Annotated in this window: 19 protein-coding genes; 3 read left to right on the forward strand and 16 right to left on the reverse strand. The window is 68.4% G+C overall.

What is annotated here, in order from left to right; genetic code table 11:
* Positions 1-10: 10 nt before the first annotated feature.
* On the reverse strand, positions 11-1,219 hold the full coding sequence (locus tag KEC55_RS15090; RefSeq protein WP_282506046.1) for an acyl-CoA dehydrogenase family protein: 1,209 nt from the start codon (positions 1,217-1,219) through the stop codon (positions 11-13).
* Positions 1,220-1,248: 29 nt separating this feature from the next.
* Entirely contained in the window at positions 1,249-3,375 is a 2,127-nt protein-coding gene (locus KEC55_RS15095; protein ID WP_282506047.1) for a 3-hydroxyacyl-CoA dehydrogenase NAD-binding domain-containing protein, read from the reverse strand.
* Between the two features lie 148 nt (positions 3,376-3,523).
* On the opposite strand from KEC55_RS15095, the gene KEC55_RS15100 reads away from it, so the two are divergent.
* On the forward strand, positions 3,524-4,486 hold the full coding sequence (locus KEC55_RS15100) for a LysR family transcriptional regulator (RefSeq protein ID WP_282506048.1): 963 nt from the start codon (positions 3,524-3,526) through the stop codon (positions 4,484-4,486).
* 71 nt (positions 4,487-4,557) lie between these two features.
* On the forward strand, positions 4,558-6,432 hold the full coding sequence (gene ggt, locus KEC55_RS15105) for a gamma-glutamyltransferase (protein ID WP_282506049.1): 1,875 nt from the start codon (positions 4,558-4,560) through the stop codon (positions 6,430-6,432).
* A gap of 61 nt (positions 6,433-6,493) precedes the next feature.
* Here the strand turns inward: ggt and KEC55_RS15110 are convergent, their stop codons facing one another.
* The 6 genes from KEC55_RS15110 to KEC55_RS15135 all read right to left on the reverse strand — a co-directional run bounded on the left by KEC55_RS15110 (position 6,494) and on the right by KEC55_RS15135 (position 11,690).
* The gene (locus KEC55_RS15110; protein WP_282506050.1) at positions 6,494-7,381 is read right to left on the reverse strand and encodes an ABC transporter permease subunit; all 888 of its coding nucleotides are present in this window, start codon (positions 7,379-7,381) and stop codon (positions 6,494-6,496) included.
* A gap of 73 nt (positions 7,382-7,454) precedes the next feature.
* Complete coding sequence (locus tag KEC55_RS15115; RefSeq protein WP_282506051.1) at positions 7,455-8,252, reverse strand: taurine ABC transporter ATP-binding protein; 798 nt, start codon at positions 8,250-8,252, stop codon at positions 7,455-7,457.
* 28 nt (positions 8,253-8,280) lie between these two features.
* Positions 8,281-9,297, reverse strand: coding sequence for a taurine ABC transporter substrate-binding protein (gene tauA / locus KEC55_RS15120; protein ID WP_282506052.1), 1,017 nt, complete (start codon positions 9,295-9,297; stop codon positions 8,281-8,283).
* A gap of 251 nt (positions 9,298-9,548) precedes the next feature.
* Positions 9,549-10,541, reverse strand: a complete 993-nt coding sequence (gene lipA, locus KEC55_RS15125) for a lipoyl synthase (RefSeq protein ID WP_282506053.1) — start codon at positions 10,539-10,541, stop codon at positions 9,549-9,551.
* Complete coding sequence (gene lipB / locus KEC55_RS15130; protein WP_176049576.1) at positions 10,534-11,280, reverse strand: lipoyl(octanoyl) transferase LipB; 747 nt, start codon at positions 11,278-11,280, stop codon at positions 10,534-10,536. Before lipB ends, lipA begins: the two co-directional genes overlap by 8 nt.
* A gap of 83 nt (positions 11,281-11,363) precedes the next feature.
* Entirely contained in the window at positions 11,364-11,690 is a 327-nt protein-coding gene (locus tag KEC55_RS15135) for a DUF2917 domain-containing protein (protein WP_282506054.1), read from the reverse strand.
* 102 nt (positions 11,691-11,792) lie between these two features.
* Between KEC55_RS15135 and KEC55_RS15140 the strand changes: the two genes are divergently transcribed.
* Positions 11,793-12,785: a transcriptional regulator GcvA gene (locus KEC55_RS15140; RefSeq protein ID WP_282506055.1), complete on the forward strand. Its 993-nt coding sequence runs from the start codon at positions 11,793-11,795 to the stop codon at positions 12,783-12,785.
* On the opposite strand, the gene KEC55_RS15145 is transcribed toward KEC55_RS15140, so the two are convergent.
* From KEC55_RS15145 to KEC55_RS15180, 8 genes are all read right to left on the reverse strand, one after another.
* Positions 12,769-13,077, reverse strand: coding sequence for an HP0495 family protein (locus KEC55_RS15145; RefSeq protein ID WP_011353335.1), 309 nt, complete (start codon positions 13,075-13,077; stop codon positions 12,769-12,771). The two genes, KEC55_RS15140 and KEC55_RS15145, sit on opposite strands and share 17 nt — an antisense overlap.
* Positions 13,077-14,003, reverse strand: a complete 927-nt coding sequence (locus KEC55_RS15150) for a D-amino acid aminotransferase (protein WP_282506056.1) — start codon at positions 14,001-14,003, stop codon at positions 13,077-13,079. The genes KEC55_RS15145 and KEC55_RS15150 overlap by 1 nt, the downstream gene beginning before the upstream one ends.
* Positions 14,004-14,051: 48 nt before the next feature.
* Positions 14,052-15,362, reverse strand: coding sequence for a D-alanyl-D-alanine carboxypeptidase family protein (locus KEC55_RS15155; RefSeq protein WP_282506057.1), 1,311 nt, complete (start codon positions 15,360-15,362; stop codon positions 14,052-14,054).
* A gap of 512 nt (positions 15,363-15,874) precedes the next feature.
* Positions 15,875-16,519 (reverse strand): alpha/beta hydrolase, encoded by a 645-nt coding sequence (locus KEC55_RS15160; protein WP_282506058.1) that lies wholly within the window; start codon positions 16,517-16,519, stop codon positions 15,875-15,877.
* A gap of 13 nt (positions 16,520-16,532) precedes the next feature.
* The gene (locus KEC55_RS15165; protein ID WP_011694422.1) at positions 16,533-16,850 is read right to left on the reverse strand and encodes a (2Fe-2S) ferredoxin domain-containing protein; all 318 of its coding nucleotides are present in this window, start codon (positions 16,848-16,850) and stop codon (positions 16,533-16,535) included.
* 308 nt (positions 16,851-17,158) lie between these two features.
* Entirely contained in the window at positions 17,159-18,310 is a 1,152-nt protein-coding gene (locus tag KEC55_RS15170) for a VanZ family protein (protein WP_282506059.1), read from the reverse strand.
* Between the two features lie 19 nt (positions 18,311-18,329).
* Positions 18,330-18,968, reverse strand: coding sequence for an ABC-type transport auxiliary lipoprotein family protein (locus KEC55_RS15175; RefSeq protein ID WP_425127632.1), 639 nt, complete (start codon positions 18,966-18,968; stop codon positions 18,330-18,332).
* 68 nt (positions 18,969-19,036) lie between these two features.
* Positions 19,037-19,966: an MlaD family protein gene (locus tag KEC55_RS15180; protein ID WP_282506060.1), complete on the reverse strand. Its 930-nt coding sequence runs from the start codon at positions 19,964-19,966 to the stop codon at positions 19,037-19,039.
* Positions 19,967-19,981: the final 15 nt, after the last annotated feature.

A 19,981-nucleotide genomic window follows, 5' to 3' on the forward strand; every position in this document is an offset into this window, starting at 1 on the left:
GCGCTCCTCGTTACAGCCCGAGCATCATCTTCGCGATGATGTTCTTCTGGATCTCGTTCGAGCCGCCGAAGATCGACAGCTTCCGGTTGTTGAAATACTGCTGCGCGGCGCTCGCGGCTTCGTCCGGGCCGACCGGCTCGCCGTCGTAATCGGCATCGAGCGCCTCATCGACGAACGGCTGCGCGTACGGCCCCATCGCACGCCGCATCAGCGCCGTGATCTCCTGGCGGATCTGCGTGCCGCGGATCTTCAGCATCGAGCTTTCCGCGCCCGGTGCGCCGCCGCCCGCGACCGCGGCCAGCACGCGCAGGTTCGTCGTGCGCATGTTCTCGAGTTCGATCTCGACACGCGCGACGCGCGCCGCAAAGAACGGATCGTCCGCGAGCGGCCGGCCGTTCTTCGTGACCTTCGCGGCAACCGCGCGCAGCCGGTCGAGCGCGGCCGTCGAGAAGCCGATCCCGGCGATGTTGGTGCGCTCGTACGTGAGCAGGTATTTCGCGTAGGTCCAGCCGCGGTTCTCTTCGCCGACGAGGTTCTCCGCCGGCACGCGCACGTCGGTGAAGAACACCTCGTTCACCTCGTGTTCGCCGTCGAGCGTGATGATCGGGCGGACTTCGACGCCTGGCGTGTTCATGTCGATCAGCAGGAAGCTGATGCCTTCCTGCTTGCGCACGTCGGTCGCGGTGCGCACGAGGCAGAAGATCATGTTTGCGTAGTGGCCGAGTGTGGTCCACGTCTTCTGGCCGTTCACGATGTAGTGCTCGCCCTGCGCGTCGAGCCCGCGCACCGCGCTCGTCTTCACCGCCGCGAGATCGGAACCGGCGCCCGGCTCCGAGTAGCCCTGACACCACCAGTCGGTGCCGTCGAGGATGCGCGGCAGCCAGCGGCGCTTCTGCGCTTCGTTGCCGTACTTGATCAGCACGGGGCCGAGCATGTTCACGCCGAACGGCACGATGCGCGGCGCACCCGCGAGCGCGCACTCGTTGTCGAACAGGAATTTCTGCGCGACGCTCCAGCCGGGGCCGCCGTATTCGCTCGGCCAGTGGCTCGCGAGCCAGCCGCGCGCGTTGAGGATCGCGTGCCATTCGCGCATGTCGTCGCGCGTGAGGTGCAGGCCGCCCTTCACCTTGCGCGCGATGCGCGCGGGCAATTCGGCTTGCAGGAAGCGCTGCACTTCCGTGCGGAAAGCTTCCTCTTCAGGAGTGAAATTGAGGTCCATCTTCGGTCCGTGGCGAATGCGGTTGGCGTTCAGTCGATGCGGTTCAGGCTCGCGAAATCCGCGCCGCGCGCGACGAGATCGACGAGCAGCGGCGACGGCTTCCAGAACAGCGGATCTTCCTTCGCGAACGTGCGGATATCGGCGAGCACGTTCGCGAGGCCGAGCGTGTCCGCGTAGTGCATCGGGCCGCCGCGATAGCGCGGGAAGCCGTAGCCGTAGAGGAACACCGCGTCGACGTCGAGCGGGCGCAGCGCGATCTTCTCGTGCACGACGTTCGCGCCTTCGTTGATCATCGCGGCGAGGTAGCGGCGCATGATTTCATCGTCGGTGAACGTGCGCGGCGTGATGCCCTTCTTCGCGCGCACTTCCGCGACGATCGCGTCGACTTCCGGGTCGGGCGTGCCGACGCGCGCACCGTCCGGATACAGGTAGTAGCCGCGCGCGGTCTTCTGCCCGAACCAGCCGCGCTCGCACAGCCGGTCGGAAATCTCGACGTAGCGTGCGCGCGGGTCGCGCGTCGCCGCGCGGCGCTTGCGGGTCGCCCAGCCGATGTCGCCGCCCGCGAGGTCGACGACCTGGAACGGTCCCATCGGGAAGCCGAATTCGCGCACCGCGCGATCGATCTGGTACGGCGACGCGCCGTCTTCCATCAGGTAATCGGCCGCCGTGCGATAGACGGCGAGGATCCGGTTGCCGATGAAACCGTCGCACACGCCGGCGCGCACCGGTGTCTTCTTCAACTGCTTCGCCAGCGCAAACGCGGTCGCGACGACGTCCGCGCTCACACGCGCAGGCACGACGATCTCGAGCAGCTTCATCACGTTGGCCGGCGAGAAGAAATGCAGGCCGATCACGTCGGCCGGCCGGTCGATGCTCGCGGCCAGTTCGTCGATGTCGAGATACGACGTGTTGGTCGCCAGCACCGCGCCCGGCTTGCACACGCGTGCGAGTTCGGCGAACACGGCCTTTTTCACGGCCATGTCCTCGAACACGGCTTCGATCACGACATCGGCCTGCGCGAGCGCGTCGTACGACGTGCTGCCCTTGAAACGCGCGAGCCGCGCCGCGTGCGCGGCCGGCGTCATCCGCCCTTTCGCGACGAGGCCGTCGTACACCTTCTCGACATGCGCGCGGCCGCGCGCGAGCGACGCTTCATCGCGTTCGATCATCGTCACCGGCAGCCCGGCGTCGAGCGCCGCGACCGCGATGCCCGCGCCCATCGTGCCGCCGCCGACCACGCCGATCCGCTCGACCGGCCGCGCGCTCGCGCGTCGCGCCTCGGGCGCCTTCGCCGCTTCACGCTCCGCGAAGAACGCATGCACGAGGCCCGCGCGCTGCGGGCTGTCGATGCATTGCAGGAAGAGGCTGCGTTCGAGCTTCATCCCCGCGTCGAACGACTGCGTGAGCGCGGCCTCGACCGCGTCGACGATCTTCGCCGGCGAGAACAGTCCGCGCGATTTCTTCGGCAGCTCCGCGCGCGCCGCGTCGATCGCGGCCTGCGCGGCCGCACCGTCGGCCAGCCCCTGCGCATCGCGCGTGCGGCGCACCGGTGCGCCGAGCGACACGAGTTCCTGCGCGTAGGCGAGGCCTTCGGCGAGCGTGTCGTCGCTGTGCGCGACGCGGTCGACGAGGCCGAGCGCGAGCGCTTCCTCGGCGCTTGCATGTCGGCCCGTCAGCATCAGGTCGAGCGCGGCCTTCGCACCGATCAGGCGCGGCGCGCGCTGCGTGCCGCCCGCGCCGGGCAGCAGGCCGAGCGTGACCTCGGGCAGCCCGAGCTTCGCGCCGGGCACCGCCAGCCGGTAATGCGCGGCGAGCGCGACTTCGAGGCCGCCGCCGAGCGTCGCGCCGTGCAGCGCGACCACGACCGGCTTCGTGCCCGATTCGATCCGCTCGCACACGTCGGGCAGCGACGGCGGCACCGGCGGCTTGCCGAATTCGCGGATGTCGGCGCCCGCGATGAAGTTGCGGCCGGCGCCGACGATCAGCACCGCACGGATCGCGTCGTCGGCCTGCGCGGCGTCAAGCGCGTCGGCGAGGCCGCGCCGCACGTCGGCGGACAGTGCATTGACGGGCGGATGGTCGATCGTGACGACGAGCACCTTGTCGCGGCGTTCGCGCGTGACCGGGCCGGCTTGGGGGATGGCGGGGGAATTCATGGCGTCTCCAGTCTGTGCACCAGGCATGACTCGATTCTCGATTGATCGAGATTCATTGACAATTCCCTCTCCGTTTTACAAGCTGTCAAGTCTGACTTGACACTGGATGCTTTCCGACCGTTAAACGGGACGGATCAGGAGCGAGAACATGGACCTGAACGCGCTGACGCTGCTCGTCGAGATCCTCGACGCCGGCAATCTCAGCAAGGCCGCGCAGCGGCTCAAGATGAGCCGCGCGAACGTCAGTTACCGGCTGAACCAGCTCGAACGCTCGATCGGCCAGCAGCTCGTGCGGCGCACGACGCGGCGCATCGATCCGACCGAGATCGGGCTGAAGCTCTACGAGCACGGCCGACGCATCCGCAACGAGCTGCTCGCCGCGCAGGAATCGGTGACGACGCTCGGCCAGGACCTGCAGGGCCGCGTGCGGCTGTCGGTGCCGAGCGGCTACGGGCAGATGGTGATGTCCGACTGGCTGCTCGCGTTCAAGCGGCTGCATCCGGGCATCGTGCTCGACGTCGTGTTCGAGAACCGCGTGGAAGACCTGATGCGCGACGAGATCGACATCGCGGTGCGCGTGATGCCGGAGCCGCCGCAGAACCTCGTCGCACGCGACATGGGCGCGGTGCGCTACGTCGCGTGTGCGTCGGCCGCATTCGCGGCCGCGCACGGGATGCCGTCGAGCCTCGGCGCGCTGGCCGCCGCGCCGGTCGTCACCGCGACGGTGATGGGCCGGCAACTGCGGATCGCCGCCTATCTCGGCGACGAGCGCCACGAGGTGCTGCTCGAACCCACCTTGATTTCGGAGAACTTCCTGTTCCTGCGCCAAGCGATCCTCGCGGGAATCGGTGTCGGCATCGTGCCCGACTACGTGGTGCAGGACGACATGCGGCGCGGCACCGTCGTCACGTCGCTCGACGCGTACCGGCTCAGCATCTTCGGCACGCACATGTACATGCTGTACATGCCGAACCGGCACCACACGCGCGCGACGTCGACGTTCATAGAGTTCATCCTCGAACAGGCCGGAAAGACCGGCCGGGGCGGGCCCGGCGGGATTCGTCAGGGTTTTCTGTCGGATGACAATCCGCCGGCGGCGCGGCGACAATAGCGCGCCGGGGCCGGCAGCCGCGTTGCGCCGGCGCCATCGCCTCATTCGAATTCACTGCTGCCGAGGGTTCAATGTTCGACCGGATTCGCCCGCCTTCGCGTCCCTGGACGCTGCTTGCCGCCGTCGCGCTCGTCGCCCTCAACGCCGGCTGCACGTCCCCGTCCACGCCGTCGGGTGCCGTCGTCCCGGTCGCGGCCGCCTCGGGCGCGGCCGTCCCGCTGCCCGGCGTTCACGCGCCCGAGCTGTCGTCCGGCTGGACCGACAAGCCGGGCTGGACCTCGCAGCGCTTCATGATCGCGGCCGCGAACCCGCTCGCGACGCAGGCCGGCTACGACATGCTGAAGGCGGGCGGCACCGCGATCGACGCGGCGATCGCCACGCAGATGGTGCTCGCGCTCGTCGAACCGCAATCGTCGGGGATCGGCGGCGGTGCGTTCATGCTGTACTTCGACGGCAAGGCGACGCAGGCGTACGACGGCCGCGAAACCGCGCCGGTCGCCGCGACCGACCGGCTGTTCTACGGGCCGACCGGCCAGCCGATGAGCTTCTACGAAGGCGTCGTCGGCGGGCGCTCGGTCGGCACGCCGGGTGTGCTGCGCATGCTCGACGCCGCGCACCGCGCGCACGGCAAGCTGCCATGGCGCCGGCTGTTCCAGCCGGCGATCCGGCTCGCCGAGCACGGCTTCACGATCAGCCCGCGGCTCGCGACGCTGATCGCGAACGACCCGTACCTGAAGAACGACCCGGCCGCGCGTGCGTACTTCTACAACGCGAACGGCACGCCGAAGACGGCCGGTACGGTGCTGAAGAACCCCGCGCTCGCGACCGTGCTGCGCCAGGTCGCCGACCGCGGCGCGAACGCGTTCTACAGCGGCGCGATCGCGCGCGACATCGTCACGAAGGTGCGCAAGCATCCGACCAATCCGGGCCTGCTGTCGCTGCAGGATCTCGCGCGCTACAAGGCGAAGGTGCGCACGCCGCTATGCGCCGGCTACCGGCGCTCGGTCGTGTGCGGAATGCCGCCGCCGTCGTCGGGCGGCCTCGCGATCGCGCAGATGCTCGGCATCCTCGAGGCGATGCCCGACTGGCAGCAGATCGGCGCGCAGAAGCCGGTGCGCAACGATGTCGGCTACGAGCCGACGCCGTTCGCCGCGCACCTGTTCAGCGAAGCCGGCCGCCTCGCCTATGCCGATCGTGCGCGTTATGTCGCCGATCCCGATTTCGTGCCGCTGCCGGGCGGCAACTGGGCGAGCCTCACCGACAAGACCTATCTCGCGCAGCGCGCGCGGCTGATCGGCGACAGCAGCATGGGCGTCGCGCAGGCCGGCTCGCCGCAGGGCGCGACGCTCGCGATGGCCGACGACCGCAGCCCCGAGCTGCCGTCGACGTCCGACATCGCGATCGTCGACCGTTACGGCCAGGCGCTGTCGATGACGACGAGCGTGGAGGATGCGTTCGGCTCGCGGCTGATGGTGCGCGGCTTCATGCTGAACAACCAGCTCACCGACTTCTCGTTCGTGTCGAACGACAACGGCCGGCCGGTCGCGAACCGCGTGCAGCCGGGCAAGCGGCCGCGCTCGGCGATGTCGCCGGAACTCGTGTTCGACAAGAAGACCGGACAGGTGACGATGGTCGTCGGCTCGGCCGGCGGCCCCGCGATCATCAATCACGTCGCGAAGACGCTGGTCGGCGTGCTCGACTGGGGCATGACGATGCAGCAGGCGATCGCGCTGCCGAACTTCGGGTCGATGAACGGACCGACGCAGCTGGAACGCGGCCGCGTGTCGGACGGGCTCGCCGACGGGCTGAAGGGCCGCGGGCACGACGTGCAGGTCGTCGAGATGAACTCCGGGCTGCAGGGGATCCAGCGGTTGAACGTACAGGGGCAGACCGTGTGGTTCGGCGGTGCGGATCCGCGACGGGAAGGGATTGCGATGGGGGATTGAGCGCGGCGGTCGACGGCGGCGCGTGGTGTGTGTGCGTGTCGCCCGCGTTGCCTGCGTGACGTCAGCCCCGCCCCTTCCACGGCACGATCCGCCGCTCGACCCACCGCATTGCGAGGTCGAACAGCCATGCGATCGCGCCGATGATCAGGATCCCCATCACGACGATGTCCGTACGCAGGAAGCTCGATGCGTTGAGCACCATCTGCCCGAGCCCGGCCGTCGCGGCGACCATCTCGGCCGCGACGAGCGTCGTCCAGCCGAAGCCGATCGCGATCCGCAGGCCCGTGAGGATCTCCGGCAGCGAGGCCGGCAACACCACGTGGCGCACGATCTGCGCGAAGCTGCCGCCGAGCGAATACGCGGCGTTGATCTGCTCGACCGTCGCCGCGCGCACACCGGCGCGGGCGGCCATCGCGATCGGCGCGAAGCACGCGAGGAAGATCACGACGAGCTTCGCCGTCTCGTCGATGCCGAACCAGATCACGACGAGCGGCAGGTACGCGAGCGGCGGCAGCGGCCGGTAGAACTCCAGCAGCGGATCGAGCACGCCGCGCGCGACGCGGCTCACGCCCATCAGGATGCCGGCCGGCACGCCGATCGCGGTTGCCAGCAGGAATGCGCCGAACACGCGCGCGGCACTCCACAACAGATGTTCGGATAGCGGCAGGCCGCCCTGGATCCGGCCGTGCCATGCATCGACGAACGCCGCCCACACGGCTCCCGGTGCGGGCAGGAACAGCGGCGGCAGCCATTGCCGGTGCGTCGCGACCCACCACAGCACGGCCAGCGCCGCGACCGTCGCCGCGCTCAGTCCCGCGGTCTTCCCTTCCCCCGGCAGCCGGTAGCGGCGCGACGACGGCGCACGACGCGCCGCCTGAGGCCGCGTGCGCTCACCCTGTTCGAAACCTGCAGCCGCGCGATCGGCCGTCCACGAATCCTGCGTGCTCATGCTGTCCTGCCTGTGCAAAGTACTGTTCCGGCCGCGCCCGACGGCCACGCCGTGCCGCGCGAGAGTTCGCTCATCACGCGGGCTCCGCAACCGCCTCGTCGCGATGCAGGTACGCGATCAGCCGCTCGCGCCACGCGATGAAGTCCGGTGACGATTTCACTGCACGCGCATCGCGCGATTCGACATAGCGACGCGCGAACGGCAACTCGAACGTTTCCGCGATGCAACCGGGGCCCGGCGTCATCACGACGAGGCGTGTCGCGAGGAACAGCGCCTCCTCGACGTCGTGCGTGATGAAGAACACCGTCTTGCCGGTGCGCGCCCACACATCGAGCACGAGCGCCTGCATCGTGCCGCGCGTCATCGCATCGAGCGCGCCCATCGGCTCATCCATCAGCAGCACGCGCGGATCGCTCGCGAGCGCGCGTGCGATGCCGACCCGCTGCTGCATCCCGCCCGACAGCTCGTACACGCGTGCATGCGCCTGGTTTTCCAGCCCGACGAGCGCGAGCATCTCGCGTGCCCGTGCTTCGCGCTCGGCCTTCGACACGCGCGCGAAACGCAGCCCGAGCGCGACGTTGTCGAGCACGTCGAGCCACGGCAGCAGCGCGTATTTCTGGAACACGACACCGCGATCGGCGCCGGGGCCCGTGACCGGCACGCCGTCGACGCGCACGTCGCCCGTCGTCGGCGCGACGAATCCGGCCATGCAGTTCAGGAGCGTCGTCTTTCCGCAGCCGGACGCGCCGAGCGCGACGACGAACTCACCGGCATCGATGCGCAGGTCGACGCGCGCGAGCGCCTGCGTCGTCGGCCGGCCGCCCTCGCCCGGATAGTCGACCGATACCTGCCGGACTTCCAGCGTGCTCATGCTCAGGACTCCGTGATGATCGCCGCGCTCAGCGCGCGGCCTTCTGCACGAACTGCGGATCGACGCCGGCCGAATAGTCGGCGAGTACCGTCTGGATCGTGCCCTGCGATTTGAGGAACGTGGCCGTGGCCGCGAGCGACTTCGCGGCGCCCGATTGCGCGCCGCCGCCGAGCCACGTCGGCGACGCCTGCTCGGCCGCCGTCGGGAATGCGTAGAGTGCGAGGCTGGCCGGCACGTCCTGCGCGTTCGCGCCCGACACCTTCGCGACCGCCGCGACCTGCGGCGAGCCGACCTTCCACGCGGCTGCATGCGCGCGGTAATCGGCATCGGCGGACGCCAGCACCTTCACGAAGCGCGTGACGAACTCGGGGTTCTCGCGCGCGAACTTGCGGCTCACGACGAAGCCGTCGAAGGTCGCCTTGCCACATTCCTTCGCAACCTGGCCCGAGGTCGTGAGCACGGTGCCCGACTGCTTGACCTTCGCGAGCACCGGATCCCAGATATAGGTCGCGTCGATGTCGCCGCGCGCCCACGCCGCCGCGACTTCGGGCGGACGCAGGTTCACGATCTTCACGTCGTTCGGATTGACGCCCGCGGCCTGCAGCGCGACGAGCGTATGGAAGTGCGACGTCGACACGAACGGCACGCCGATCTTCTTGCCCTTCAGCGATGCGAGGTTCGTGACGCCCGAGCCGTTGCGCGCGACGAGCGCCTCGGCGTCGTTGATGTTGTCGAGTACCCAGAACAGCGAGATGTCGAGCCCTTGCGAGAGACCCGCCGCGATCGGGCTCGACCCGGCTTCGCCGAGCTGCACGGAGCCCGACGCAAGCGCGCGGATCACGTCGGCGCCGCTGTCGAGTTTGCGGAACGTGACCTTGTAGCCGGTCGCCTTTTCGACTTCACCGCTCGCCTGCGCATAACGCCACGGCACGACCATGTCCTGGTACGCGATCACGACTTCGCGCGATTCGGCGTGCGCCGCGCCGAGCGCGGCAAAGGCGGTCAGCGCGACGACGGCGCGGCGGATGAAGCTGAAACGGGACATGCGGCTCTCCTTCGGAATGCGGGCAATGCTGCGGGAGAGCCGACTATAGGAGCTTTGCGCGCGGCGGGAGCGAACTTATCCTGCGAAGCTATCGATGCCGTTTCAGCTTTGCTTTCCACGTTCGACCTGATCGCGTGTCCGGTCGGGTGGCGATTGCCGTGCGGCAGCAGGGATGGCGGCCGCAGCAACAAAAAAGCCCGCATCGCTGCGGGCTTTTTCGACTGCGTGAGACAGCAGCGGGATCGCGACGCTCAGACCACGCCGGCCCCGTGCGCCTGCAGATCGGCGTGATAGCTCGAACGCACCATCGCGCCGACGGCCGCGTGCGTGAAGCCCATCTTGTACGCCTCTTCCTCGTACATCTTGAACGTATCCGGATGCACATACGCACGCACCGGCAGGTGGTGCTCGGACGGCTGCAGGTACTGGCCGATCGTCAGCATGTCGACATCGTGCGCGCGCAGGTCGCGCATCACCTGCAGGATTTCCTCTTCCGTCTCGCCGAGGCCAACCATCAGGCCCGACTTCGTCGCGACGTTCGGATGCAGCGCCTTGAAGTCCTTCAGCAGCTTCAGCGAGTGCGCGTAGTCCGAACCCGGGCGCGCTTCCTTGTACAGGCGCGGCACCGTTTCGAGGTTGTGGTTCATCACGTCCGGCGGTGCCGCGTTCAGGATCGAGATCGCGCGGTCGAGACGGCCGCGGAAATCCGGCGTCAGGATCTCGATGCGCGTGTCCGGCGACTGCGCGCGCGTTTCGCGGATGCACTCGACGAAGTGGGCGGCGCCGCCGTCGCGCAGGTCGTCGCGGTCGACGCTCGTGATCACCACGTACTTGAGCTTCAGCGCGGCGATCGTGCGCGCGAGGTTCTTCGGTTCATCCGCGTCGAGCGGATCGGGACGGCCGTGGCCGACGTCGCAAAACGGGCAGCGGCGCGTGCACTTGTCGCCCATGATCATGAACGTCGCGGTGCCCTTGCCGAAGCATTCGCCGATGTTCGGGCAGCTCGCTTCCTCGCACACCGTATGCAGGTTGTGCTCGCGCAGGATCGTCTTGATCTCGTTGAAGCGCGAGCTGCCGGTGGCCGCTTTCACGCGGATCCACTCGGGCTTCTTCAGCTTCTCGATCGGAATGACCTTGATCGGGATGCGCGCCGTCTTCGCCTGCGCCTTCTGCTTGGCGGTCGGATCGTACGCAGCGGTGGCGGCCGAATCGGCCGGTGCGGGAGAAGCGGTAACGTCAGTCATTCGATTGTTCCAGTGCCTGCGGCTTGTCGGCGGCCGCGGATGCGCCGTCGAGGTTGGCGATCAGACGGCGCACCAGCGTATGGGCGACGTCGTTCCAGTCGGCGGCAACCTCGAGGCTCGCCATGTCGACAGTTTCCAGTCCGGCATAGCCGCACGGGTTGATCGCAAGAAACGGGCGCAGATCCATCTTCACGTTCAGGCTCAGCCCGTGATAGCTGCAGCCGTTGCGGATCTTCAGGCCGAGGGCCGCGATTTTCGCACCCTCGTGCACGCCGGACGCCACGTAGATCCCGGGCGCGCCCGCCTTGCGGACCGAAGCGAGATTATACGCCGCGAGGGTTTCGATCACGGCCTCCTCGATCTTCGTCACGAGCGTGCGCACCATCAGCTTGCGCCGACGCAGGTCCAGCAGCAGGTAGACGACGATCTGGCCGGGGCCGTGGTAGGTGATTTGTCCGCCGCGGTCGACCTTCACGAGCGGCACGCCGCTGTCGGCCACCAGCAGGTGGGCCGGGTCGCCGGCCTGGCCGAGCGTGTAGACGGGCGGATGCTCGACCACCCAGATCTCGTCGCCGGTGTCGGCCGTGCGCGTGTCGGTGAACGCGCGCATCGCGTCGAAGCTCGTCTCGTAGGCCTCGAGGCCCCGCCAGCGCACGGTGACCGGCTGGGCCGGGGAGTCGGCGGGCGATGCGGAAACGGCGACAGGCGTGGACACGATGGAAACCGGCGAAACGGACATGGGCGGTAGTTTACCGAAAACCCATGGGTCTCGCCGGGCTTGGAAAGGGACGGATTGTCAGTATCCGTCGGACGAAATGAAGGTCAGACCGTACGCCAGCCATCGTGGATCAGCGCGGTTACGCGTTCGCGCAGGCGCGCCAGCCCGCCGAGCGCCACTTCCCTGGGCGGCCGCGACACCGAGAACGCGACGCGCGCGCCCTCCCGGCTTTCCGCGCTGAGCCACAGCCGCTCGCCGCGGCGCAGCTTCAGCGTTTCGCCATCGACCAGGAAGTAGTCGTCGACGTCGTTGCTGCGCGTGGCCCAGACCGGCCCGCATTGAACGATCAGCCGCGTGCTGCGTTGCACCTTCATCGGCACCGTTTCGCCCACCGGGATTTCGAACGTGATGCTTGAAGAAATTTCTTGCATGATCGCCTCCGCCAATAAATGCTTCGATGGCTACAATCGTAGTCACTTCAAGGCGTCTGACAAAACGACCAATTTTCACGTCGATGTGAGGAAAATTAGCAAATGGACCTCCGCCAGCTACCTGCGCTGAACGCGATTCGCGCGTTCGAAGCCGCCGCCCGTCACGAGAATTTCTCGCGCGCCGCCGACGAGCTGTACGTCACGCACGGCGCGGTCAGCCACCAGGTTCGCGCGCTCGAAGAGGAACTCGGCGTGCAGCTGTTCACGCGCAACGGCAAGCGGCTGTGCCTGACCGACGCCGGCATGCGCTACGCGCAGCAGATCCGCACCGCGCTGATGGTGATCGCCGACGCGACGCGCGACGTGCGCGCGAGCGACCGCGACCGGCGGCTCGTGGTGTCGATGCTGTCGTCGTTCGCCGCGCGCTTCATCACGCCGCGCATCGGCTCGTTCATCGAGCGGCACCCGGAAATCGACGTCGAGCTGCAGTCGACCAACTCACTCACCGATTTCGCACGCGACGACGTCGACCTCGCGATCCGCTTCGGCCACGGCAACTATCCGGGGCTGCATGTCGAGCCGATGTTCGACGAGGTGTTCTTTCCGGCGTGCTCGCCGACGCTGAACGGCGGCAAGCTGCCGCAAACGCCCGCCGATCTCGTGCACTACAACCTGCTGCGCTCGGATGACGAGCTGTGGCGGCCGTGGTTCGACGCGGCCGGGCTCAAGACGCTGACCGAGCCCAAACGGGGGATTCTGTACCAGGATTCGTCGAACCTGCTGCTGGCCGCGATCGACGGCCAGGGCATCGCGCTGGTGCGCCGCTCGCTCGCGGTACACGACCTGCTCGACGGGCGCATCGTGCGCCTGTTCGACATCGACGGGCCAAGCCCGTGGCACTATTTTTTCGTGTGTCCGCCGCCGCTCCTGAACACGCCGCGCGTGCAGGCGTTCAGAACCTGGCTGCTTCAGGAAGTCGCCGAATTCAAGCGACTGTGCGACGAGCTGGACGCGCGGCGCGCGGCGGGGAAGACCCCCGCCGAGTGCGCGCAGGAAGGAGGATGGAAAGCGCTTTCGCTCAGAGTACGACCTTGACCATCGGATGGCCGGTCAGTGCGCGATAGATGTTGTCGAGCTGTTCCTGGCTCGTCGCGCGCACGGTGATCGTGAGGCCCGTGTAATTGCCGCCGCTCGACGCGCGCTCCTCGATCTTCTCGACATCGATCTCGTTGTCGTGAACGGCCACGACCTTGAAGATCGTGTCCTTGAACTCCGGGTGCGCCTTGCCCATGATCTTGATCGGGAAATCGCACGGAAACTCCAGCAGCGACTCCTTCCGGGTATCGATCGCGCCGGTCACCTCGATGGTTTTGGTCGGTTCGCTCATCATTTTCTCCGGGTTAGGTCAAACTGTTCAAACTCGCGTGCCTTCGCACGCTGGTACGCGTCATACAACGCCGCGAACACGGGGCCCGGCTTGCCGCCCTGGACAGGCAGATCGTCGAGCGACGTGACGGGCAGCACTTCCTTCGTGGCCGACGTAATCATGATCTCGTCGGCCGCGCGCAACTCCACTTCGCTGATCTCGCGCGCGACGAACGGGATCTTGCATGCGTCGGCCAGCTCCTCGATCAGCGCGTAGCGGATCCCTTCGAGAATCTTGTTGCTGCGCGGCGGCGCGAGCAGCTCGCCGTTCTTCACGATCCACACGTTCGACGACGAACCTTCGGTCAGGTAGCCATCACGCAACTGCAGCGTCTCGAACGCATCGTGTTCCGCCGCATGCTGCGCCATCAGCACGTTGCCGAGCAGCGAGATCGACTTGATGTCGCAATGCAGCCAGCGGCGATCCTCGGCCGTCACGCAGCGCACGCCCTTCGCGCGCTCTTCTTCCGGCGGCAGGCGCAGCGGGCTCGTCATCGCGAACACCGTCGGCACCGCGTTCGCGGGGAACGCGTGGCCGCGCTTCGCGACGCCGCGCGTCACCTGCAGGTAGACGAGCGCGTTGCCGTCGCCGAGGCCTTCGGCATTGGCCTCGACCACGCGCTCGATCAGTGCGCGCCAGCCGGCCGCGTCGTGCGGATCGTCGATGCCGATCTTCTTCAGGCTGCGCGCGAGCCGTGCCAGATGCTGGTCGATCCGGAACGGCACGTGCGCGCCGTCATGCGCATAAACGGGGACGACTTCATACACGCCATCGCCGAAGATGAACCCGCGGTCGAGCACCGGGACACGGGCTTCCGACAGCGGCACCATTTCCTCCTGCGCCGAGACGCTGAGGTAGACGATCGGTTCGAATTCGGCTTGGCTCATAGTGATGACAGATGGGGATGAAGTCGTAAAAACAAAGGCCCGTCGTGCTTACTTCTTCTTGCTGAACATCAGCAGGATCGAGTCCCAGATACGCCCGAAGATACCCGCTTCCGGCACCGCCTGCAGCGCGACGACCGGGAATTCGGACAGCGTCTTGCCGTCGGCGACGATCTTCACGGTGCCGACCTGCTGGCCTTCCGCGAGCGGCGCGATCAGCGGCGCGTTCACGTCGACTTCGGTCTTGACCTTGTCGCCGAGGCCGCGCGGCACGGTCGCCCACTGGTCGCCCTTCACGCCGACCTGCACGGTGTTTTCCTTGCCCTTGTAGATGCGCGGCGTCGACATCGCCTGGCCGCCCTTGAACAGGCGCACCGAATCGAACGCGCTGTAGCCGTAGTTCAGCATCTTCATGCTGTCCTGCGTGCGCTCGCCTTCCTTCTGCTCGCCCATCATCACCGACACCAGGCGGCGCTGGCCATCCACACCCGGAATCGCGCGCTTCGCCGACGCGATCAGGCAGTAGCCGGCCGCCTGCGTATGGCCCGTCTTCAGGCCGTCGACCGTCGGATCCAGCCACAGCAGGCGGTTGCGGTTGCCCTGGCGGATGTTGTTGTACTTGAATTCCTTCTCCGAGAAGATGCTGTAGTACTGCGGAAAATCGCGGATCAGGTGTGCGGACAGCCTCGCGAGGTCGCCGGCCGTCGTGTAGTGGTTCGGGTCGGGCATGCCGTTCACGTCGGCGAAGTGCGTCCCCTTCATGCCGAGGCGCTGCGCCTCGTCGTTCATCAGCGTGACGAACTGCCCTTCGCTGCCGCCGACGAGTTCGGCCAGCGCGATCGCGGCATCGTTGCCCGACTGGATGATCATCCCGTACACGAGGTCATGCACGGACACCGGCTTGTTCGCCTCGATGAACATGCGCGATTCGTCGCGGCCGACGCGGCGCACGGCGTCGCTCGGCGTGACGATCTGCTCCATCGAGATCTTCTTCTTGTCGAGCGCCTCGAACACGAGGTACGCCGTCATCAGCTTCGTCAGCGACGCGGGCTCGACGCGTTCGTCGGCATTGCCCGATGCGAGCACCGTGTTGCTGGTCGCGTCGACGAGCACCCACGAGCGTGCGTTCACACCGGGCGGCGGCACCGCACCCGGCATGTAGGTTGCGGGCGCGCCGGTGAACTGCTCGGCGGCCGGCGCCGCATGCGCGGCCTTGGCCTTGGCGGCCGGCTTCGCCTCGGCGACGACGATCGTCGACGCGAGCGCGACGGGCAGCATCACGCCGAGCGCGACGTTGCGCGCGGCGGTGCCGAAGGCGATGGAGGAAGCGAGGGACTTGAGGCCTTGGGGAGACAGACGCATGATCGATTCAGGCTGATGGCAGAAAGTGCGGTGCGAAACGCGCAGGGTTGAACGGCAAGGCGGCGGGCGTTCCGGGCACCCGCCCGAGATCGTCGGGCGGCGCGAAACGCGCCGGTTGGACTCGTGCGGACGCGTTCGGTTCGCGGCCGTCGCGAGCGGGCGGACAGGCGGCGAAACGAGCGCCGCATGGGCCCAGCCGGGCCGCGGGCGACGCGGAATGCGGCCATTATACGTGGCCGCGCAGGGCGTTTTCGCGAACCTGGCGCCGGACGGCCGCACACCGGCTTCGGGAGCATAGCGCGCGCATGCGGCGGGCAGGCGCGCTCGAAGCCGCGCGAAAGGCGCGTGCAGGCGGTGTGCAAGTGGGGTTGCGCCGTCGTACGGCAGGCGCCGCGCCGCGTGGTGCGGCGCGATGTCGCGCGAGGGTTCGGGGAGGGTCGCGCATCCGGCCGGGTGCCGGTGCGCGGGACGGGCCGCCGGCGCTTACGCCGACGCCCGCATGCCGACGCCGGTCAGCGCCATGCGTCGACGATGATGCGCTTCAGCACGTGCAGCTTGCGATGGAGGAAATGCTCGGCGCCGGGGATCACGACGACCGGCAGCTCCTGCGGCCGCGCCCAGTCGTATACCGACGCGATCGGCACCGTGTCGTCGGTTTCGCCATGGATCACGAGCGTGTTCTCGGGCACGTCGGCCACCTGCCAGCGGCTCGCGGCCGTGCCGACGAACACCATCCGCTCGATCGACTCGCCCGCGTCGCGCAGCCGCTTCGCGACGTGCGACAGCACGAAGGTGCCGAACGAGAAGCCCGCGAGCACGAGCGGCAGGTCCGCGTAAGCGGCCTGAGCGCGCATGTGCGCGAGCACCGCAACGAGGTCGTCGGCTTCGCCGGTGCCGTTGTCGTGCACGCCTTCGGTTGCACCGACGCCGCGGAAGTTCGACCGGTAGACGACGTAGTTCAGTTGCACGAGCGTGCGCGCGAGCGTCTGCGCGACCTTGTTGTCCATCGTGCCGCCGAACAGCGGATGCGGATGCGCGACCAGCGCGATGCCCCGCGGGGCGGCGCCGCTTTCGCGCATGGCGTCCGGCAGGTCGACCGCGATTTCGATCTGCCCGACCGGGCCCGCGATCAGCGATTTCTGCGTATGTACGTTCATTCTGCCGGCCCGCTCAGATCTTCAGGCGGTCGACGACCTTGCCGTCGCGCAGGTGCGATTCGACGATCTCGTCGATGTCGGCCTGGTCGACGTACGTGTACCACGTGCCTTCCGGATACACGACCATCACGGGCCCTTCCTCGCAGCGGTCGAGGCAGCCGGCCTTGTTGATGCGAACCTTGCCGGGCCCCGCGAGGCCGAGTTCCTTCACGCGCTTTTTCGCGTATTCCTGCATGGTCTGCGCGTCGCATTGCGCGCAGCTCGGGCGTTCGGCGCCCGGTTCGCGCTGGTTCAGGCAGAAGAAGACGTGGTGCTGGTAGTAGGAATCCATGATGGTGGCGAGCGGCCCGGCGCGAGGCCGTGCGGAAAGAGGAGCGATTGCCGTCGCGCGGGGCGACGGGCGTGTCGTGTTCGGTGCCAGGCGGCGCTTATGTGCCAGCGGATTCGTGCTCGTGGCAACGCGCAAACCGCGGCGATGCCGGGTGGCATCGCGAGGATCTGCAACGCGGCCACGGGTGCGAAGGCGCCGCACATCAGTGCCGATTGGTGCCGAACACTGCATTCATCCCGAAGATTATAGCGACCGGCGCGCACGGCTGCCCGCGATACGGCCGCCGCCGTGTGGCCCGGACCGCCGCGTCAGCGGCGCAGCGCAGCCGGCAGCCACGCGTGCTCAACGCGTTGGCCGAGCCAGATCAGCGCCGCATAGGGCCAGATCCACGCGAGCCAGCGCGCGATGCTGTTGAAGTGCACGTAACGTCCCTGCCGCCAGCCCGACAGCGTGAAGTCGAAGAACGGATTGACCGGCAGCAGGTTCACGAGCGCCACGCCGGCCAGCAGCGCGAGCGCCGTGAGCGTCGCGCGCCACGTCTGTGGCACGCGCAGCGCAACGAGCGCCGCGGCGAAGCCGAGCTCGATGCCGAGCCGCGCGCCGGGCGTCGCCCACACGACGACGAGGCCGGTGGCCGACTGCATGAACGTCGCGGCCGCCTTCAGCACCAGCGTGGCGGCCACCAGCGCGATCAGCAGCCGGATGCGCGGCGCGCGCGGCCGCATCGCGAGCGACGCGATCGCCAGCGCGGCGAACAGCATCAGCCCGCCGAGCGTGGCCTCCCACGCGGAATCGGACAGCCAGCCGTCGACCCGCTCGGGCCATTCGCTCACGCGCCAGGCAGCCGGCAGCCACGCGAGCAGCGTGTCCTGCATCGACGCGTCGGCACGCTCCCACAACGCGGCCGGCCAGTCGCCGATGCCGAACAGGAACGGCGACGGAAACAGGATCGCGAACGGCCACAGCGCGGCCAGCAGCAGCGGCGTCGCGCCGTCGGCCTCGAACCACGCGAAACGCAGCCGGCGCAGCGCACCGCGGTCGAGCAGCGCCCCCGTGGCCGGCGCGACGAGCGCCGCGCCCAGCAGCGCGCCGAGCGCGTTGGCGCCAAGATCGAGATTCGACGCGACCCGCGTCGGCAGGTAGGTCTGCAGCGCTTCCATCGAGCCCGACAGCAACACGCCGAGCCCGCCCGCGATCAGCGTCGCGGCCACGCCGCGCCAGCGCGGGTGCAGCGCGAGCACGCCGAGCGCGCCGAACGGCAGATAGCCGAGCACGTTCGTGACCACGTCGAACGCGGTCACGTAGCGCTGCATCGGCGCGAACAGGTAATCGAACGGCCCGATGCCGAGCGACACCCAGCCTTCGAACGGATACAGCGACGCGTAGACGATGAGCGCCGCGTAAGCGGCGAAGGCCTGCCGCGCGAGCGGCGATGCGCGATGCGTGCCGGCCGCGTTCATCGCGGCTGCGCGGCGCGCGTCACGGGGTGCCCGCGTACGCCTGCATGCCGACCCACGCGGCGATCTGCGACACGAGCTCGTCGCTCGCGGTCGCGAGCGCGCGTGCGCCGCCGGCCGCGTCCGGCGTGCTCGACGGGGCGCGCGCGACGAACGTGCGCTGGCCGAGCACCTTGCCGTCGAGCGTCAGCGTCGCGCGCGCGGTGACGGCGCCGTGGCTCTGCGACTGCCCGTCGAACACCTGCTCGAATTCGTTCAGGTCGACCTTGAGGGTCGGCGCGCGCACGCCGTCGGACCCTTCGAGCACCGCGCCGCGCGACGACAGCGCGCCGCGCAGCCGCTGCGTGAGCAGTTGCGCGGGCGGCGCGGTCCAGCGGCTGTCGCGATAGACGGCCACATGCTGCGCGTCCGCGTACGCGAGGCGGTACGCGAACTTGTCCGAGTCGAGCGCGTCGGGCGCGGCGACATCGAGCACCTTCAGCGCGGGGCCCGAACCGGCCGTCACGACCGATGAGGCGGGCCCGAGGTCGTAGCGGACATTCGACAGCACCGCGCTGTTGCCGGCACAGCCGGCCGCCAGCGCAAGCGTCAGCACGGCAAGCGCGGCCGCGGCGGGACGCAGCGCGCGGTCAAGGATTCGTGGCATGGCGTGTTCCTGCATGATGTTTCCGGTTTCGATGGGCGTCATGACCCGGCCGTTTCCGGCCGGACGATCGATGGGTTTGCGCTTCACTTCCCGGCCGTCGCACCGGGCCAGACGAAGCCCGCTTCGCCGGGCCCCGGCGCCGCGCCGGGCGAACCGAACAACAGACTGCGCGGGTTGCGGCCGAGTTCACCGGCCACGTCCTTCAATTGTCGCGACGCGTCGCCGACGCTGCCGGCCAGCGTATTGAAACGCGGCAGCGTGTCGTACTGCACGCGCGCGTTGAGATCGTTCAGCGCGACGCCGACCTGCTCGGCGGCCGTGCCGGCCTTGTTCAGGTTCGACACGAGCGGCCCGTTCGGCTGCAGCAGCGTGTTCGCCGACGCCATCGCGCGGTTCACCTCGTGCATCGTTTCCGGCAGCGCGGTGACTGCCGGGCCGAGCTGCTTCGTCAGCGTTGTCGCGCCGTCGGCCGCGTGCTGCAGGCTCTCGGCCGTCGCACGCAACTGCTCGCGCATCTCGGGCGACATCAGCGCATTCGCGCTCTTGGCCGCCAGTTCGAGTTGCCGCAGCAGCACGTCGCCGCGCTCCTGGATCTGGTCGAACAGGCTCGGCCGCATCGGGATCTGCGCAATCGACTTCGTCGACGACGGCAGCGGCGCCAGGTCGCGCCCCGTATCCTCGAGCTGCACGAACGCGATCCCCGTCACGCCCTGGAAGCCGAGGCTGCCGTAGGTCGACTGCGTGATCGGCGCGTCGTGATCGACGAGGATCCGGATCCGGATCTGGCCCGGATGCGTGCGATCGAAGCCGATCGACTGCACCTTGCCGACATCGAGGCCGCGAAAGCGCACGGCCGCGTCCGGGAACAGCCCCGTCACGTTGGTGCGCGCGAGCAGGTCGTACGGCACGCGCACGGTGCGGTCAACGTTGAACCAGAACACGGTGCCCGCGATCGCGAGTGTCAGCGCGATCGTGAACAGGCCGGCCCAGAACGCATGTGATTTGTTTTCCATTCGCGGATTCCTTCG

It is taken from the genome of Burkholderia cepacia (genome assembly GCF_029962485.1).
Taxonomy (GTDB): Bacteria; Pseudomonadota; Gammaproteobacteria; order Burkholderiales; family Burkholderiaceae; genus Burkholderia.

Coding starts and splice junctions, on each gene's coding strand:
- KEC55_RS15090 (WP_282506046.1), bottom strand. CDS start 1,219: ATGGACCTCAATTTCACTCCTGAAGAGGAAGCTTTCCGCACGGAAGTG.
- KEC55_RS15095 (WP_282506047.1), bottom strand. CDS start 3,375: ATGAATTCCCCCGCCATCCCCCAAGCCGGCCCGGTCACGCGCGAACGC.
- KEC55_RS15100 (WP_282506048.1), top strand. CDS start 3,524: ATGGACCTGAACGCGCTGACGCTGCTCGTCGAGATCCTCGACGCCGGC.
- ggt (WP_282506049.1), top strand. CDS start 4,558: ATGTTCGACCGGATTCGCCCGCCTTCGCGTCCCTGGACGCTGCTTGCC.
- KEC55_RS15110 (WP_282506050.1), bottom strand. CDS start 7,381: ATGAGCACGCAGGATTCGTGGACGGCCGATCGCGCGGCTGCAGGTTTC.
- KEC55_RS15115 (WP_282506051.1), bottom strand. CDS start 8,252: ATGAGCACGCTGGAAGTCCGGCAGGTATCGGTCGACTATCCGGGCGAG.
- tauA (WP_282506052.1), bottom strand. CDS start 9,297: ATGTCCCGTTTCAGCTTCATCCGCCGCGCCGTCGTCGCGCTGACCGCC.
- lipA (WP_282506053.1), bottom strand. CDS start 10,541: ATGACTGACGTTACCGCTTCTCCCGCACCGGCCGATTCGGCCGCCACC.
- lipB (WP_176049576.1), bottom strand. CDS start 11,280: ATGTCCGTTTCGCCGGTTTCCATCGTGTCCACGCCTGTCGCCGTTTCC.
- KEC55_RS15135 (WP_282506054.1), bottom strand. CDS start 11,690: ATGCAAGAAATTTCTTCAAGCATCACGTTCGAAATCCCGGTGGGCGAA.
- KEC55_RS15140 (WP_282506055.1), top strand. CDS start 11,793: ATGGACCTCCGCCAGCTACCTGCGCTGAACGCGATTCGCGCGTTCGAA.
- KEC55_RS15145 (WP_011353335.1), bottom strand. CDS start 13,077: ATGAGCGAACCGACCAAAACCATCGAGGTGACCGGCGCGATCGATACC.
- KEC55_RS15150 (WP_282506056.1), bottom strand. CDS start 14,003: ATGAGCCAAGCCGAATTCGAACCGATCGTCTACCTCAGCGTCTCGGCG.
- KEC55_RS15155 (WP_282506057.1), bottom strand. CDS start 15,362: ATGCGTCTGTCTCCCCAAGGCCTCAAGTCCCTCGCTTCCTCCATCGCC.
- KEC55_RS15160 (WP_282506058.1), bottom strand. CDS start 16,519: ATGAACGTACATACGCAGAAATCGCTGATCGCGGGCCCGGTCGGGCAG.
- KEC55_RS15165 (WP_011694422.1), bottom strand. CDS start 16,850: ATGGATTCCTACTACCAGCACCACGTCTTCTTCTGCCTGAACCAGCGC.
- KEC55_RS15170 (WP_282506059.1), bottom strand. CDS start 18,310: ATGAACGCGGCCGGCACGCATCGCGCATCGCCGCTCGCGCGGCAGGCC.
- KEC55_RS15175 (WP_425127632.1), bottom strand. CDS start 18,968: ATGCAGGAACACGCCATGCCACGAATCCTTGACCGCGCGCTGCGTCCC.
- KEC55_RS15180 (WP_282506060.1), bottom strand. CDS start 19,966: ATGGAAAACAAATCACATGCGTTCTGGGCCGGCCTGTTCACGATCGCG.